We start from the raw sequence: 14408 nt of genomic DNA on the forward strand, positions 1-14408 counted from the left end.
CGTTGTGGCACAGGAATACAATATTGAACAGCTGAACCACGGGCGTAAAGTCGTCGACTTTATGCGCTGGGACACGCTGGCGTTTATTATCTCCGGCCTGCTGATCGTGGCGTCTATCGCCATGGTCTCAGTGCGCGGTTTCAACTGGGGTCTCGATTTTACCGGCGGTACGGTGATTGAGATCGCGCTGGAGAAGCCCGCAGAGCTGGATACGCTGCGTGACGGGCTGGAAAAAGCGGGTTATGCCGATCCTATCGTGCAGAACTTCGGCAGCAGCCGTGACGTGATGGTGCGCATGGCGCCCATGGACGGACCGGCCGGCCAGGAGCTGGGCAACAAGATCATCACCATCATCAATCAGACCACCCAGCAGAACGCGACGGTGAAGCGCATTGAGTTCGTCGGCCCGAGCGTGGGCAACGACCTGGCGCAGGCGGGCGCGATGGCGCTGCTGGCGGCGCTGATTGCGATTCTGATCTATATCGGCTTTCGCTTTGAGTGGCGTCTGGCGCTCGGCACCGTGCTGGCGCTGGCGCACGACGTGATCATCACCTGCGGCATTCTATCGCTGGCGCACATCGAGATCGATCTGACCATCGTCGCCTCGCTGATGTCGGTGATCGGCTACTCGCTCAACGATAAAATCGTGGTATCCGACCGTATTCGTGAGAACTTCCGCAAGATCCGCCGCGGCTCTTCTTACGATATCACCAACGTGTCGCTGACCCAGACCTTGAGCCGTACCTTGATCACCTCGCTCACCACGCTGGCGATGATCCTGATCCTGTTCATCTTCGGCGGCGCGCTGCTGAAAGGCTTCTCGCTGACGATGCTGATCGGCGTCACCATCGGTACTATTTCGTCAATTTATGTCTCTTCCGCGCTGGCGCTGAAGCTGGGCATGAAGCGCGAACATATGCTGGTGCAGAAGGTGGAGAAAGAGGGCGCGGATCAGCCTTCAATCCTGCCGTAACGCGCAAGCGTAATAAAAAACGGGCTGCCATCTGGCAGCCCGTTTTGTTTGGGCGCTTGTTTTACTGCGCGACGGGCGCGGCAGGCGCGTCGCCCGCTACGTCATGCACGCGCACGAAACCGAGCTGGTCCGGCGTCAGGCCGCTCAGGCGCAGCGGCACGATAACCGAGGCGCGCGGCAGCAGCGCGGCGGGCACCTCGATCTCCTGGCTCAGGCTGGTGGCGTCAAGCGGCTTGCCCGTCGCCGGATCGCGTTCGCCCCATACCACGCGCGCGCGCAGCGCCGGAACGGGCTGACTGTCGGTGGCGCTGATGGTCAGGTTAGCGCGTGAGCCGTTGGCTTCCGCCGCGACGCGCGTCAGCGAGAGGCGCAGCTTGCCGAGCTGGGTTTGCAGCTCGACCGGCGTATTGGCCTGCGGCACCAGCCAGGCGCCCTGCGTCGAGTTGCTGTTAAGCTGCCCCTGAATTTCGATGGCGCTCGCCTGAGAGGTCAGGTGGCGCATCTGCTGATTCAGCTGGCTCACTTCCTGATGCAGCTGCTTCACTTTGGGGCTGACGGGCGTCGAGCTACAGCCGCTTAGCAGCGCCACCGCACACGCCAGCGGCGCCCAAACCATCCTGATCATAAACTCTTCCTTGTCCGTTATTTAGGAATACGTAATACCTGGCCCGGATAGATTTTGTCAGGATGGGTCAGCATCGGCTTGTTGGCTTCAAAAATCTTGTTGTATTCGTTAGGGTTGCCGTAAACCGCTTTTGAAATTGCGCTCAGCGTGTCGCCTTTTTTCACGGTGTAGAATTCCGCTTCCGGCGCGCTGTCGGCTGTTTTGACCTGGTCGTCGACTTTGGTGATGCCCGCAACGTTGCCGGCCGCCACCAAAATTTTCTCTTTCAGCTCCTGAGAAATGCCATCTCCGCTCACCGTTACGGTGTCGCCGTTGACCGCTACGTTTACTTTGTCGCTGTCGGGTAAGCCCAGCTTGTCGATGTGCTCTTTCAGCTTTTTACTGGCATCATCATGGCCGGATACCGCGTCCCACAGTTTTTCGCCTGCCTCTTTCACAAAGTTAAACAAACCCATATATATCCTCCAGATTGTCATGGTGTAGGCCGTCTTGCTGACGACATCAGTAAGCATAGACACTTTCTTGCGACGTCTCCTGCCGAATGGCAAAAGAGGAAAGGCACGCTTATACATTTTGTTGACATGCCATTCGCGCTACACTGTGTGGCCCATATATTTAGCGTCAGGAAAGGTCATGCACTGCCCATTTTGCTCTGCTGTGGACACTAAAGTCATTGATTCTCGTCTGGTTAGTGAAGGATCGTCCGTGCGGCGACGCCGGCAGTGTCTGGTGTGCCATGAGCGCTTCACCACCTTTGAAGTGGCGGAGCTGGTGATGCCGCGGGTGGTGAAAAGCAATGACGTGCGCGAACCCTTTAATGAAGACAAGCTCAGCAGCGGCATGATGAAGGCGCTGGAGAAGCGCCCGGTCAGCGCCGATGCGGTGGAAAGCGCGGTAAACCATATCAAAACCCAGCTGCGCGCCACCGGCGAGCGAGAGATCCCCAGCAAGCTGATCGGCAATCTGGTGATGGACGAGCTGAAAAAGCTCGACAAGGTCGCCTATATTCGTTTTGCCTCGGTCTATCGCAGTTTTGAAGATATTCGCGATTTCGGCGCGGAGATTGCCAGGTTACAGGATTGATTATGGATGAACGCTATATGGCGCGCGCGCTGGAGCTGGCGCGGCGCGGACGCTTTACCACGACGCCCAATCCCAACGTGGGCTGCGTTATCGTACGTGACGGCGAGATCGTCGGCGAAGGCTGGCATCAGCGCGCCGGCGAGCCGCACGCCGAGGTGCACGCGCTGCGCATGGCGGGCGACAGGGCGCGCGGCGCCACCGCCTACGTCACGCTCGAGCCGTGCAGCCACCACGGCCGCACGCCGCCGTGCTGCGACGCGCTGATCGCCGCCGGCGTCAGCCGCGTGGTCGCGGCGATGCAGGATCCCAATCCGCAGGTCGCGGGACGCGGACTTTACCGCCTGCAGCAGGCGGGCATTGAGGTCAGTCACGGGCTGATGATGGCGGAAGCGGAGGCGCTCAATCGCGGCTTTCTGAAGCGCATGCGCACCGGATTTCCGTTTGTTCAGCTCAAGCTCGGCGCCTCGCTGGATGGCCGCACCGCCATGGCGAGCGGCGAAAGCCAGTGGATTACCTCGGCCGCCGCGCGTCGCGACGTGCAGCGCCTGCGGGCGCAAAGCTCCGCGATCCTCAGCAGCAGCGCCACCGTGCTGGCGGACGATCCGTCGCTGACGGTGCGCTGGGCAGAGCTCGATAGCGAGTCGCAGTCGCTGCTGAATCAAGCAGAGCTGCGGCAGCCGCTGCGCGTGATTGTCGACAGCCGCAATCGGGTAACGCCGCAGCACAAACTGATTGCCCAGCCGGGCGAAACCTGGCTGATGCGCGCCGCGCCGGACCAGCAGCTCTGGCCAGAGAGCGTGACGCAGATCGCCGTGCCAGCGCGCGGCGAGCGGCTCGACCTGGTGGCGCTGATGATGCTGCTGGGCAAACAGCAGGTGAACAGCCTGTGGGTCGAAGCGGGCGCGTCGCTGGCCGGCGCGCTGCTGCAGACGGGCGCGGTGGACGAGCTGATCGTCTATATGGCGCCGAAACTGCTCGGCGACGCCGCGCGCGGCCTGTGCCAGCTGCCCGGCTTAGCGCAACTGGTCGATGCGCCGGCCTTTTCATTTAGCGACGTGCGCCAGGTCGGCCCCGATCTGCGCCTGACGCTGACGCCGCGCTGACCGCGGCGGAAAAGCGAGAGCACGCCGCCAAAGAGTGTGATAGAATCCGCCCCCCTGCGGGGCCATAACAAAACCCTGAAAGGATAAGTATGAAAGTTATCGAAGCTGCTGTTGCCACGCCTGAGGCCAATGTCGCCATCGTTATCGCGCGTTTTAACAACTTCATCAACGACAGCCTGCTGCACGGCGCGATCGATGCCCTGAAGCGCATCGGTCAGGTGAAAGATGAAAACATCACCGTCGTCTGGGTTCCAGGCGCATACGAACTGCCGCTGGCAGCCCGCGCGCTGGCGAACAGCGGTAAGCACGACGCCATCGTGGCGCTGGGCACCGTGATTCGCGGCGGCACCGCCCACTTTGAATATGTCGCCGGCGAAGCCAGCTCCGGCATCGCTAACGTCGCGATGACCAGCGAAATCCCGGTGACTTTCGGCGTGTTGACCACGGAAAATATCGAGCAGGCGATTGAGCGTGCCGGTACCAAAGCGGGTAACAAAGGCGCCGAAGCGGCCCTGACCGCACTCGAAATGATTAATGTATTGAAAGCCATCAAAGCCTGATTTTTGTAAGGGGAATTTTGTGAAACCTGCTGCTCGTCGCCGCGCCCGCGAGTGCGCTGTCCAGGCGCTCTACTCCTGGCAGTTGTCTAAAAACGACATTGCCGATGTGGAATACCAGTTTCTGGCGGAACAGGACGTCAAAGACGTCGACATTACCTATTTCCGCGAACTGCTGTCCGGTGTGGCGACCAACAGCGCGTATCTGGATGGGCTGATGAAACCTTACCTGTCGCGCCAGCTTGAAGAGCTGGGCCAGGTTGAAAAAGCAATCCTGCGTATTTCGCTGTATGAACTGAGCAAGCGCGCTGATGTGCCCTATAAAGTGGCGATCAACGAAGGTATCGAGCTGGCGAAAGTATTTGGCGCCGAAGATAGCCATAAGTTCGTCAACGGCGTGCTGGATAAAGCCGCTCCACAAATCAGACCCAATCGCAAATAAAGAAAAGGCCAGCTTGCTGGCCTTTTTTCATCAGTAAGCGGAACGCAACCATGTCCTGTGGCGAATTCGAACTCATCGCACGCTATTTTAATCGCAGAACCCGCAGCCGCCGCGACGTCGAGACCGGCATCGGCGACGACTGCGCGCTGATGAGCGTGCCGGAGAAACAGACGCTGGCAATCAGCACCGATACGCTGGTGGCGGGCGTCCACTTTTTACGCGATATCCATCCTGCCGATCTCGGCTATAAAGCGCTGGCGGTCAACCTCAGCGATCTTGCGGCCATGGGCGCCGATCCGGCATGGCTGACGCTGGCGCTGACGCTGCCGGAGGTCGACGAAGAGTGGCTGAAAGCCTTTAGCGAAAGCCTGTTCGAGCTGCTGGAGTATTACGATATGCAGCTGGTGGGCGGCGATACCACGCGCGGTCCGCTGAGCATGACGCTCGGCATCCACGGCCTGGTGCCGCAGGGCCGCGCGCTGAAGCGCTCGGGCGCGAAGCCGGGCGACTGGATCTACGTGACCGGCACGCTGGGCGACAGCGCTGCGGGCCTGTCGCTGCTGCAGCATCGTCACCGCATTAACGATCCGGCGGTGCATGAGGCGCTGATTAAGCGCCACCTGCGGCCGATGCCGCGCATCCTGCAGGGCCAGGCGCTGCGTCCGCTCGCCTCGGCGGCGATCGATCTCTCCGACGGCCTGATTTCCGATCTCGGCCATATTCTCAAGGCCAGCGGCTGCGGCGCGCGGTTGAATCTGGAGGCGCTGCCGCTGTCGCCTGCGCTGCGCGACCATTTCGAGCCTGAGCTGGTGCTGCGCTGGGCGCTGAGCGGCGGCGAGGATTACGAGCTCTGCTTTACCGTACCGGAGATGAACCGCGGCGCGCTCGACGTGGCGCTGGGTCACCTTGGCGTGCCCTTTACCTGCATCGGACAGCTGATGCCGGAAGCGGAAGGGCTGACGCTGCTGGAGCAGGGTAAACCGGTTACCTTCAGCCATAAGGGATTTGATCATTTTGACGCGAAATAAGGATGTGGCGAAGGGCCGCCTGCGCATGAGCAATCCCTGGCATCTGCTCGCCACTGGTTTCGGTAGCGGGTTGAGTCCCTATGTGCCGGGCACGATGGGGTCGCTGGCGGCGCTCCCGTTCTGGTGGCTGATGGCGCGGCTGCCGCAGGATCTCTATTCGCTGATCGTGCTGTTGGGCATTAGCATCGGCGTCTATATCTGCCACCGCACCGCCAAAGATATGGGCGTGCACGATCACGGCAGCATCGTCTGGGATGAGTTTATCGGCATGTGGATTACGCTGATGGCGATTCCGGCGAATAGCTGGCAGTGGGTGCTGGCCGGTTTTGTGGTGTTCCGCATTTTCGATATGTGGAAGCCCTGGCCGATCCGCTGGTTCGATCGCAACGTGCATGGCGGCATGGGGATTATGGTGGATGATATTATCGCCGGCGTGATCTCAGCGGCGCTGCTCTATGCGGCAGGGGTGTGGCTGGCGGCCTGACAGGCTGCCATAGTGTGCCCACGCGGGTGGCATGGGCCGATCGCAAAGTCGCTCAAGGCGTCCATGCTCGCTCGGCCCGCGCCGTCCCTGGCGCGGGACGCTTTGCTCTTCTGCCCATGCCACCCGCTTGTAGTGACATTGTGCGGCCTGAAAGAGAACGTTATTCGAAGCCTACTACTGGATGGGGCTGATAAACCGTTTCCAGCTCGGCAATCTCCTCAGCACTCAATTCCACCTCAACCGCTTTCACCAGGTCCGCCAGCTGCTCGGCGCGCGAGGCACCGATAATCGGCGCGGTCACGGCCGGCTTATGCAGCAGCCAGGCGAGCGCCACCTGCGCGCGGCTCACGCCTTTCTGCGCCGCAATCGCCTCGACGCGCTGGGCGATGGCCGCATCGTTCTCTTCCGTAGCATGATAAAGGATTTTGCCATACTCGTCCGAGGCTGTACGCGCCGTGGCTTCGCCCCAGGGACGCGTCAGCCTGCCGCGCGCCAGCGGGCTCCACGGCAGCACGGCGATATTTTCCGCCTGACAGAGCGGGTGCATCTCGCGCTCCTCTTCACGCTGAATCAGGTTGTACTGATCCTGCATGCTGACAAACGGCGCCCAGCCGTGCTGCCGCTGGGTATAAACCGCTTTGGCGAACTGCCATGCATGCATAGAAGAGGCGCCGATATAGCGCGCTTTACCCGCCTTCACCACGTCGCTCAGCGCTTCCAGCGTCTCTTCCAGCGGCGTCTCATAATCCCAGCGGTGAATTTGCAGCAGGTCGACATACTCCATATCCAGACGGCGCAGGCTGTCGTCGATCGACTGCATAATATTTTTGCGCGACAGGCCCTGCGACAGATTGCTGAGCGGGAAGTAAACCTTGGTGGCGACCACAATTTCTTCGCGACGCGCGAAGGCCTTCAGCGCGCGGCCGACGATCTCTTCGCTGCTGCCGTCGGAATAGCTGTTCGCGGTATCGAAGAAGTTAATGCCTGCCTCCAGCGCCTGCTGGATCAGCGGACGGCTGCTCGCTTCCGGCAGCGTCCAGGCGTGGCGACCGCGGTCCGGCTCGCCAAACGTCATGCAGCCGAGGCAGAGACGCGAAACCTGAAGGTCGGTGTTGCCTAACTGGGTGGTTTTCATGAAAGCTCCTGCTATGCATTAAACCATCAAGCATAGCAGGAGAGGAGGGCAGGGGATTACTGCGCGAGCCAGTCGCGAATTTGCTGCTGAATGCCTTGCGCGTCCAGCTGGTAATCGTGACGCACTTCATCCTGAGTGCCCTGCGGAATAAACTCATCCGGCAGGCCGAGGTTAAGCACCGAGACGCGCAGGCGCTTCGCCATCACCGTCTCGTTGACGCCGCTGCCCGCGCCGCCTTTAATCGCGCCTTCTTCCAGCGTCACCAGCGATTCGTGACGCTGCGCCAGCTCGGCGATCAGCGCCTCATCCAGCGGCTTAACGAAGCGCATATCCACCAGCGTGGCGTTAAGCGCTTCCGCCGCTTCCGCCGCCGCAGGCAGCAGCGTGCCGAAGTTCAGGATCGCCAGCTTCTCGCCCTGACGCTTCACGACGCCCTTGCCCAGCGGCAGGCTTTGCAGCGGCGTCAGCTCAACGCCGACCGCATTGCCGCGCGGATAGCGCACCGCGCTCGGCCCATCCTGATAGTGATAGCCGGTATAGAGCATCTGACGACATTCGTTCTCGTCGCTTGGCGTCATAATCACCATTTCCGGCACGCAGCGCAGAAACGCGAGATCGAACGCGCCCTGATGGGTCTGCCCATCGGCGCCGACGATGCCGCCGCGATCGATGGCGAACAGCACCGGCAGCTTCTGGATCGCCACGTCGTGGATCACCTGATCGTAGGCGCGCTGCAGAAAGGTCGAATAGATCGCGACGATCGGCTTATAGCCGCCGATCGCCATGCCCGCGGCGAACGTCACCGCATGCTGCTCGGCGATCGCCACGTCGAAATACTGCGCCGGATAGCGGCGCGAAAACTCCACCATGCCGGAGCCTTCACGCATCGCAGGGGTGATCGCCATCAGCTTAGGATCGTCCTGCGCCATTTCGCACAGCCAGCTGCCGAAAATTTTGGAGTAGCTCGGCAGACCTTCGGCGCTCTTAGGCAGCGCGCCGCTGGCGGGATCGAACTTCGGCACCGCGTGCCAGGCGATCGGATCCTGTTCCGCCGGCGCATAGCCTTTGCCCTTTTTGGTCATGATATGCAGGAACTGCGGCCCTTTCAGGCTGCGCATATTCTTCAGCGTCGTCACCAGCGTCAGCACGTCGTGACCGTCCACCGGGCCGATATAGTTAAAGCCCAGCTCTTCAAACAGCGTACCCGGCACCACCATGCCTTTCAGGTGTTCTTCGGTGCGCTTCACCAGCTCTTTAATCGGCGGCAGTCCGCCCAGCACGCGCTTGCCCCCTTCGCGCAGGCGCGAATAGGTTTTGCCGGACAGGATCTGCGCCAGACGGTTATTCAGCGCGCCGACGTTCTCTGAAATCGACATCTCGTTGTCGTTGAGGATCACCAGCATATCGGGCTTGATATCGCCCGCGTGGTTCATCGCCTCAAACGCCATGCCGGCGGTAATGGCGCCGTCGCCGATAATGCAGGCGGTGCGGCGGCCCAGGCCTTCGCGCTCCGCCGCCGCCGCCATGCCGAGTCCGGCGCTGATGGACGTAGAGGAGTGGCCGACGCTCAGCACGTCATATTCGCTCTCGCCGCGCCATGGAAAGGGGTGCAGGCCGTTTTTCTGGCGAATCGTGCCGATGCGGTCGCGGCGTCCGGTCAGAATTTTATGCGGGTAGGCCTGATGTCCGACGTCCCACACCAGATGATCGAACGGCGTGTTGTAGACGTAATGCAGCGCGACGGTCAGCTCGACGACGCCCAGACCCGAGGCGAAATGGCCGCTGGAGCGGCTAACGCTGTCCAGCAGGTATTGACGAAGCTCGTCGCACAGCGCCGGCAGCGACTCTTTCGGGAGAGAACGCAGCTCCTCAACGGTGCTTGCCTGCGCCAGTGTCGGGTATTTTGCAATATCAAAACTCATCAGAGACTCATTATAGAAGTTATTTGTCGCGTTCAATTATGAAGCTTGCCAGCGCCTGCAATGCTGTGGTGTCTAACGATTGCGCCGCAAGAATATCCAGCGCGCTCAGCGCTTGCTGGTGAAGCTCCCTGGCTTTCGCTCGGGCATTCTCTAGCCCCAGCAGCGACGGGTATGTGCTTTTATCCAGATCCTGATCGGCGCCCTGTTTTTTGCCGGTGATGGCGCTGTCGCCTACCACATCAAGAATATCGTCTTGTACCTGAAACGCGAGGCCGATGGCGTCGGCGTAGATATCCAGCGCCGGCAGCGCGTCGCGTCCGCGCTCGCCCGCCGCTAACGCGCCAAGGCGCACGGCGGCGCGGATCAGCGCGCCGGTTTTATGGCGATGGATCTGCTCCAGCTGTTCCAGCCCGACCCGCTGGCCTTCCGCCGCCAAATCGAGCGCCTGGCCGCCGCACATGCCCGCGACGCCGCTGGCGCGCGCCAGTTCGGCAATCATCGCGATGCGGCTGGCGTCGCTGACGCCCGGCATCGGCTCGTCCGCCAGGATAGAGAACGCCAGCGTTTGCAGCGCATCGCCGGCGAGAATCGCGGTATCTTCGCCATACTTGATATGACAGGTCGGCTGGCCGCGGCGTAACGCATCGTCATCCATCGCGGGCAGGTCGTCATGGATCAGGGAGTAGGCGTGAATGCATTCCACGGCGGCGGCGGGCGCGTCAAGGCTCGTCGGATCCGCGTTGAACATTTCGCCGGTGGCGTAGACCAGAAAGGGGCGCAGGCGTTTACCGCCTAATAATGCCCCATAACGCATGGCGTTAACCAGAGGAGAACTCTGAAAGGGAAGCGGCGCTAATAAGCGAGTCAGCGCGGCATTGGCCCGTTCCGGATAAAGGCTCAGCAGGTGAATAAAATCCATTACTCTTTTTCCGGCGTGAAGGGGCTGAGATCGGCGTCTTTATCGTCGCTGAGCAGGATGCGTACGCGCTGCTCGGCCTGTTGTAATGTTTGCTGACCGTTGCGCGCCAGCTGTACGCCGCGCTCAAACTCATTCAGCGCCTCTTCCAGCGGCAGCTCGCCGCTCTCGAGCCGGCTGACGATCTGCTCCAGCTGCTGCAAGGAGGTTTCAAAACTAGCGGGCTGTTCGGCTTTTTTCGGCATATTCAGTGTCGACTCACGTGTAAGACTTTCTCTCGTAATCGGTCATGGTAGCGGAGAGCGTTTGATTAGCAAAATAATCAATGTGACTGCGGTTGCAGAAGCAGTCATCTGACAAAGGTGATATACTCTCGCGCCTCGGATGCGGCTGCGCCCTTTAGCCCGCAATTTTTGTGATTTTACCAGCTAAGTGCCGCTCGCTCGCACTTATTTGCCCAACGAATTCGTGTCGCCATGAAGTTTATCATCAAGTTATTTCCCGAAATCACCATCAAAAGTCAGTCGGTGCGGTTGCGCTTTATTAAAATTCTCACCAGCAATATTCGCAACGTGCTGAAGACCGTCGGCGACGATATCGCCGTGGTGCGCCACTGGGATCACATCGAAGTCCGGTCGAAAGACGAAGGGCTGCGCGGCGTGATTGTGGATGAGCTCACTCGCATTCCCGGCATTCATCACGTGCTGTCGGTCGAAGACCGCAGCTACACCGACGTGCACAATATTTTCGAGCAGACGCTGGCGCAGTATGGCGAGAGCCTGCAGAACAAAAGCTTCTGCGTGCGCGTTAAGCGCCGCGGTAAACATGAGTTTAGCTCGCAGGACGTAGAGCGCTACGTCGGCGGCGGTTTGAATCAACATATCGCCAGCGCGAAGGTGCAGCTGAACAAGCCCGACGTCACCGTGCATCTTGAAATCGACGAGGATCGGCTGATGCTGATCACCGGCCGCTATGAAGGGCTGGGCGGTTTCCCGATCGGCACCCAGGAAGATGTGCTGTCGCTGATCTCCGGCGGCTTCGACTCCGGCGTCTCCAGCTATATGTTGCTGCGCCGCGGCTGTCGCGTGCACTACTGCTTCTTTAATCTCGGCGGCGCTGCGCACGAAATCGGCGTTCGCCAGGTGGCGCACTATATCTGGAACCGCTTCGGCCGCTCGCACCGCGTGCGCTTTGTGGCGATCAACTTTGAGCCGGTGGTCGGCGAGATTCTGGAAAAAGTGGATGACGGCCAGATGGGCGTAGTGCTGAAGCGCATGATGGTGCGCGCCGCGTCGATGGTCGCGGAGCGCTACGGCGTGCAGGCGCTGGTGACTGGCGAAGCGCTGGGCCAGGTTTCCAGCCAGACGCTGACCAACCTGCGGCTGATCGACAACGCCTCCGACACCCTGATCCTGCGTCCGCTGATCTCGCACGATAAAGAGCACATCATCAAAGTGGCGCGCGAGATCGGCACCGAAGATTTCGCCAGCACCATGCCGGAATATTGCGGCGTCATCTCGAAAAGCCCGACGGTGAAAGCGGTCAAGGCGAAGATTGAAGCGGAAGAGCAGAACTTCGACTTCGCTATTCTGCAGCGCGTGGTGGAAGAGGCGAACAACGTCGATATCCGCGATATCGCCGAGCAGGCTGAAGAAGAAGTGGTGGAAGTAGAAACCGTGGACTCGTTCGGCAGCGACGATGTGGTGCTGGATATCCGCGCTATCGACGAGCAGGAAGATAAGCCGCTGGCGCTGCAGGGCACCGAAGTGAAATCGCTGCCGTTTTATAAGCTCAGCAGCCAGTTCGGCGATCTCGATCAGAGCAAGACCTGGCTGCTCTACTGCGATCGCGGCGTGATGAGCAAGCTGCAGGCGCTCTATCTGCGCGAGCAGGGCTTCAAAAACGTGAAGGTCTATCGTCCGTAACAAAACAGGCTGCGCAGAGTGCGCAGCCTTTTTTTACTCGCTGTAATCGTAGATGCCCGCCGCCAGCACCAGCTGGGACGCTACCTCCGCCGCTTTCTCTTTACCCGCCAGCAGATCGACCAGCTTAAGCGCGAAATCCATCGCCGTGCCCGGCCCCTGGCTGGTCAGCAGATTGACGCGCGGATCCCATACCACGCGTCTTTCCATCCACTTCTCCGCCGGAATCGTCTCTTTTAAGCCGGGAAAGCCGGTCATATTGCCTACCGGAAAGAGGTCGTGCGGCACCAGCACCGTGCCGGCCGCCGCGCAGATCGCCGCGACGATACGGCCGGAGAGATGGAACTGGCGCACCGTTTCCACCAGCAGCGGACTGTCGCGGAAGGTTTCCGCGCCTTTCAGACCGCCCGGCAGCACGATCGCCGCGTAGTCATCATCGGCCACCTCCACCAGCGGCGCATCCGCCAGCAGGCGCACGCCGCGCGAGCAGACGATTTCGCGCGAGCCGTCGCTCTCCACGCTGGCGGTAACGACTTTCAGGCCGCCGCGCACCAGCAAATCGATAGTGGTGACCGCTTCGGTCTCTTCACTGCCATGTGCCAGGCAAACGAGAACTGGCGTGTTCGCGGTCATAATGGGACTCCTTGCGTTTTACGAGTTCATAAAGGCGGGTGTTTTCCGGCACCGCGATGCCCTGCGCGCGCGCGCGTCGCAGCAGAAAGCCGGAGATGTAATCGATTTCAGTCAGACGCTGCGCCCGCACGTCCTGCAGCATTGAGGAGGTATTGGCCGCGGTGGTCTCAATCACGTTGTAGACAATATCCCGCAGGCTGTCGGCGGTGATGTGCTGGCCCTCGCGCTCCATCACCCAGCTCAGCTCCTGGCAGAGCTGGTCGATCTGTTCCGGCCAGGCGCGCAGCGCGCCGTTCTGGCAGTCGTGCTCCACGGTCAGCGGATTGATAACGCAGTTGACCGCCAGCTTGCGCCAGCAGGCGGCGGCGATATTGTCGTGCCAGGCGACGTCCGGCAGCGCCGCGTGCAGGATATCGGCGAGGTCGCTATAGGCCGCGCTTTTCCGGTTTGCCGGGCCGATATGCGTAATACCGCTGGCGACATGCTTGATCACCGTGCCGTCGCGCATCGCCGCATGCGTGGTGATGCCGCGCAGCAGCGGCTGGCTCAGGCCTTTCAGCTCTTCCAGCGTGCCCATGCCGTTGTGCAGCAGTAGCACCGGACAATCATCCGACAGCACGCTCTGCAGGTTGCGCACCGCGGGCGAAACCTGCGGCGCCTTGAGCGTCACCAGCAGCAGCTGGCTGTCGGCCAGAAACAGCGGGTCGTTGGCGATAAAGGTGTTGTTGCTCACCTGGCCCTGGTAATCAATCACGTTGACGGAACAGTAGGGCTGCGGCACGCGCAGCCATCCCTGCACTTCGTGGCCCTGGCGCGCCAGGGCGGCGAGCCAGACCTGGCCAATAGCGCCACAACCCAACACGGTAATCTTCATACTGCCTCCCGTATCCGGGTTTGTCGTTTGTTCTGGTATACACAGCGATAATAAGTATAGCGTTGTGCGCAGCCTGATTTTGTTTAGTGCGGCAAGACGCGTATTATGCATGTCACTTTAGCGTCAGGAGAAGAAGAGATGCCATCTTTCGATATCGTTTCAGAAATCGACATGCAGGAAGTCCGCAACGCGGTCGAAAACGCCAACCGTGAATTAACGACCCGCTTCGATTTTCGCAACGTGAGCGCCAGTTTCGAGCTCAACGAAAAGAATGAAACCATCAAAGTGACCAGCGAGTCCGATTTTCAGGTGAAACAGCTGGTGGATATGCTGCGCGAGAAGATGCTCAAGCGCGGCATCGAGGGCGCCGCGCTTGATATCCCTGAGGAGATCGAGCACAGCGGCAAGAGCTGGAGCGTCGATGCCAAAATGAAAAAGGGCATTGAGAGCGAAGTAGCGAAAAAGATCGTGAAGCTGATTAAAGACAGCAAAATCAAGGTGCAGACGCAGATCCAGGGCGAATCGCTGCGCGTTACCGGCAAGTCGCGCGACGATCTGCAGAGCGCGATGGCGCTGGTGCGCGGCGGCAATCTTGGCCAGCCGTTCCAGTTTAAGAACTTCCGCGATTAATCCTCTTAAGGCGTGCGGCAGCTGAGCTGCTGCACGCTTTGCTTACCGCCTTTTTCGTCCCCTTTGTTTCCTCTTCCCTCT

General features: G+C 60.4%; 17 protein-coding genes. 9 read left to right on the forward strand and 8 right to left on the reverse strand.

Annotated features, from left to right (window positions below; genetic code table 11):
* Window positions 1-4 precede the first annotated feature (4 nt).
* Window positions 5-973, forward strand: coding sequence for a protein translocase subunit SecF (gene secF / locus AC6I7Z_RS04940; protein ID WP_033752739.1), 969 nt, complete (start codon window positions 5-7; stop codon window positions 971-973).
* Window positions 974-1034: 61 nt separating this feature from the next.
* Here secF and AC6I7Z_RS04945 read toward each other — a convergent pair whose 3' ends face one another.
* Entirely contained in the window at window positions 1035-1598 is a 564-nt protein-coding gene (locus AC6I7Z_RS04945) for a SadB/YajI family lipoprotein (RefSeq protein WP_497813358.1), read from the reverse strand.
* A gap of 17 nt (window positions 1599-1615) precedes the next feature.
* A complete protein-coding gene (gene lysM, locus AC6I7Z_RS04950; RefSeq protein WP_316555265.1) occupies window positions 1616-2053 on the reverse strand; it encodes a peptidoglycan-binding protein LysM in 438 nt (145 codons plus the stop codon).
* Between the two features lie 178 nt (window positions 2054-2231).
* Between lysM and nrdR the strand changes: the two genes are divergently transcribed.
* From nrdR to pgpA, 6 genes are all read left to right on the forward strand, one after another.
* Window positions 2232-2681: a transcriptional regulator NrdR gene (gene nrdR, locus AC6I7Z_RS04955; protein WP_033788790.1), complete on the forward strand. Its 450-nt coding sequence runs from the start codon at window positions 2232-2234 to the stop codon at window positions 2679-2681.
* 2 nt (window positions 2682-2683) lie between these two features.
* On the forward strand, window positions 2684-3784 hold the full coding sequence (gene ribD, locus AC6I7Z_RS04960; protein ID WP_497813359.1) for a bifunctional diaminohydroxyphosphoribosylaminopyrimidine deaminase/5-amino-6-(5-phosphoribosylamino)uracil reductase RibD: 1101 nt from the start codon (window positions 2684-2686) through the stop codon (window positions 3782-3784).
* Between the two features lie 89 nt (window positions 3785-3873).
* On the forward strand, window positions 3874-4344 hold the full coding sequence (ribH, locus tag AC6I7Z_RS04965; RefSeq protein ID WP_033752735.1) for a 6,7-dimethyl-8-ribityllumazine synthase: 471 nt from the start codon (window positions 3874-3876) through the stop codon (window positions 4342-4344).
* 19 nt (window positions 4345-4363) lie between these two features.
* Window positions 4364-4783 carry a transcription antitermination factor NusB gene (gene nusB, locus AC6I7Z_RS04970; RefSeq protein WP_033752734.1) on the forward strand — a complete coding sequence of 140 codons (420 nt, stop codon included), beginning with the start codon at window positions 4364-4366 and terminating at the stop codon, window positions 4781-4783.
* 50 nt (window positions 4784-4833) lie between these two features.
* Complete coding sequence (gene thiL / locus AC6I7Z_RS04975) at window positions 4834-5811, forward strand: thiamine-phosphate kinase (protein ID WP_497813360.1); 978 nt, start codon at window positions 4834-4836, stop codon at window positions 5809-5811.
* Window positions 5798-6295 (forward strand): phosphatidylglycerophosphatase A, encoded by a 498-nt coding sequence (gene pgpA, locus AC6I7Z_RS04980; RefSeq protein WP_497813361.1) that lies wholly within the window; start codon window positions 5798-5800, stop codon window positions 6293-6295. The genes thiL and pgpA overlap by 14 nt, the downstream gene beginning before the upstream one ends.
* Window positions 6296-6455: 160 nt before the next feature.
* Here the strand turns inward: pgpA and AC6I7Z_RS04985 are convergent, their stop codons facing one another.
* From AC6I7Z_RS04985 to xseB, 4 genes are read right to left on the reverse strand one after another with little or no spacing between them, the layout of a single operon-like run.
* The gene (locus AC6I7Z_RS04985) at window positions 6456-7430 is read right to left on the reverse strand and encodes an aldo/keto reductase (RefSeq protein ID WP_497813362.1); all 975 of its coding nucleotides are present in this window, start codon (window positions 7428-7430) and stop codon (window positions 6456-6458) included.
* A 56-nt stretch (window positions 7431-7486) separates the two neighbouring features.
* Window positions 7487-9352 carry a 1-deoxy-D-xylulose-5-phosphate synthase gene (dxs, locus tag AC6I7Z_RS04990; RefSeq protein WP_497813363.1) on the reverse strand — a complete coding sequence of 622 codons (1866 nt, stop codon included), beginning with the start codon at window positions 9350-9352 and terminating at the stop codon, window positions 7487-7489.
* 19 nt (window positions 9353-9371) lie between these two features.
* Window positions 9372-10271 carry a (2E,6E)-farnesyl diphosphate synthase gene (gene ispA / locus AC6I7Z_RS04995; protein ID WP_497813364.1) on the reverse strand — a complete coding sequence of 300 codons (900 nt, stop codon included), beginning with the start codon at window positions 10269-10271 and terminating at the stop codon, window positions 9372-9374.
* Window positions 10271-10513: an exodeoxyribonuclease VII small subunit gene (gene xseB / locus AC6I7Z_RS05000; protein WP_033752728.1), complete on the reverse strand. Its 243-nt coding sequence runs from the start codon at window positions 10511-10513 to the stop codon at window positions 10271-10273. Before xseB ends, ispA begins: the two co-directional genes overlap by 1 nt.
* 231 nt (window positions 10514-10744) lie before the next feature.
* Here xseB and thiI point away from each other — a divergent pair, with 231 nt between their 5' ends.
* Window positions 10745-12193 (forward strand): tRNA uracil 4-sulfurtransferase ThiI, encoded by a 1449-nt coding sequence (gene thiI / locus AC6I7Z_RS05005; protein ID WP_497813365.1) that lies wholly within the window; start codon window positions 10745-10747, stop codon window positions 12191-12193.
* A 33-nt stretch (window positions 12194-12226) separates the two neighbouring features.
* Here thiI and yajL read toward each other — a convergent pair whose 3' ends face one another.
* Window positions 12227-12823, reverse strand: coding sequence for a protein deglycase YajL (gene yajL / locus AC6I7Z_RS05010; RefSeq protein WP_497813366.1), 597 nt, complete (start codon window positions 12821-12823; stop codon window positions 12227-12229).
* Window positions 12777-13697, reverse strand: coding sequence for a 2-dehydropantoate 2-reductase (gene panE / locus AC6I7Z_RS05015; RefSeq protein ID WP_497813367.1), 921 nt, complete (start codon window positions 13695-13697; stop codon window positions 12777-12779). The genes yajL and panE overlap by 47 nt, the downstream gene beginning before the upstream one ends.
* A gap of 138 nt (window positions 13698-13835) precedes the next feature.
* Between panE and AC6I7Z_RS05020 the strand changes: the two genes are divergently transcribed.
* Complete coding sequence (locus AC6I7Z_RS05020; protein ID WP_033752724.1) at window positions 13836-14327, forward strand: YajQ family cyclic di-GMP-binding protein; 492 nt, start codon at window positions 13836-13838, stop codon at window positions 14325-14327.
* Window positions 14328-14408 lie beyond the last annotated feature (81 nt).

It is taken from the genome of Pantoea sp. X-Soil-MYKO-1289, assembly GCF_059730625.1.

Excerpts from the sequence above, each read along its gene's own strand:
- ispA (WP_497813364.1), bottom strand. The coding sequence starts at position 10,271 with ATGGATTTTATTCACCTGCTGAGCCTTTATCCGGAACGGGCCAATGCC.
- AC6I7Z_RS04985 (WP_497813362.1), bottom strand. The coding sequence starts at position 7,430 with ATGAAAACCACCCAGTTAGGCAACACCGACCTTCAGGTTTCGCGTCTC.
- thiL (WP_497813360.1), top strand. The coding sequence starts at position 4,834 with ATGTCCTGTGGCGAATTCGAACTCATCGCACGCTATTTTAATCGCAGA.
- AC6I7Z_RS05020 (WP_033752724.1), top strand. The coding sequence starts at position 13,836 with ATGCCATCTTTCGATATCGTTTCAGAAATCGACATGCAGGAAGTCCGC.
- thiI (WP_497813365.1), top strand. The coding sequence starts at position 10,745 with ATGAAGTTTATCATCAAGTTATTTCCCGAAATCACCATCAAAAGTCAG.
- panE (WP_497813367.1), bottom strand. The coding sequence starts at position 13,697 with ATGAAGATTACCGTGTTGGGTTGTGGCGCTATTGGCCAGGTCTGGCTC.
- lysM (WP_316555265.1), bottom strand. The coding sequence starts at position 2,053 with ATGGGTTTGTTTAACTTTGTGAAAGAGGCAGGCGAAAAACTGTGGGAC.
- xseB (WP_033752728.1), bottom strand. The coding sequence starts at position 10,513 with ATGCCGAAAAAAGCCGAACAGCCCGCTAGTTTTGAAACCTCCTTGCAG.
- nrdR (WP_033788790.1), top strand. The coding sequence starts at position 2,232 with ATGCACTGCCCATTTTGCTCTGCTGTGGACACTAAAGTCATTGATTCT.
- ribH (WP_033752735.1), top strand. The coding sequence starts at position 3,874 with ATGAAAGTTATCGAAGCTGCTGTTGCCACGCCTGAGGCCAATGTCGCC.
- ribD (WP_497813359.1), top strand. The coding sequence starts at position 2,684 with ATGGATGAACGCTATATGGCGCGCGCGCTGGAGCTGGCGCGGCGCGGA.
- AC6I7Z_RS04945 (WP_497813358.1), bottom strand. The coding sequence starts at position 1,598 with ATGATCAGGATGGTTTGGGCGCCGCTGGCGTGTGCGGTGGCGCTGCTA.
- dxs (WP_497813363.1), bottom strand. The coding sequence starts at position 9,352 with ATGAGTTTTGATATTGCAAAATACCCGACACTGGCGCAGGCAAGCACC.
- yajL (WP_497813366.1), bottom strand. The coding sequence starts at position 12,823 with ATGACCGCGAACACGCCAGTTCTCGTTTGCCTGGCACATGGCAGTGAA.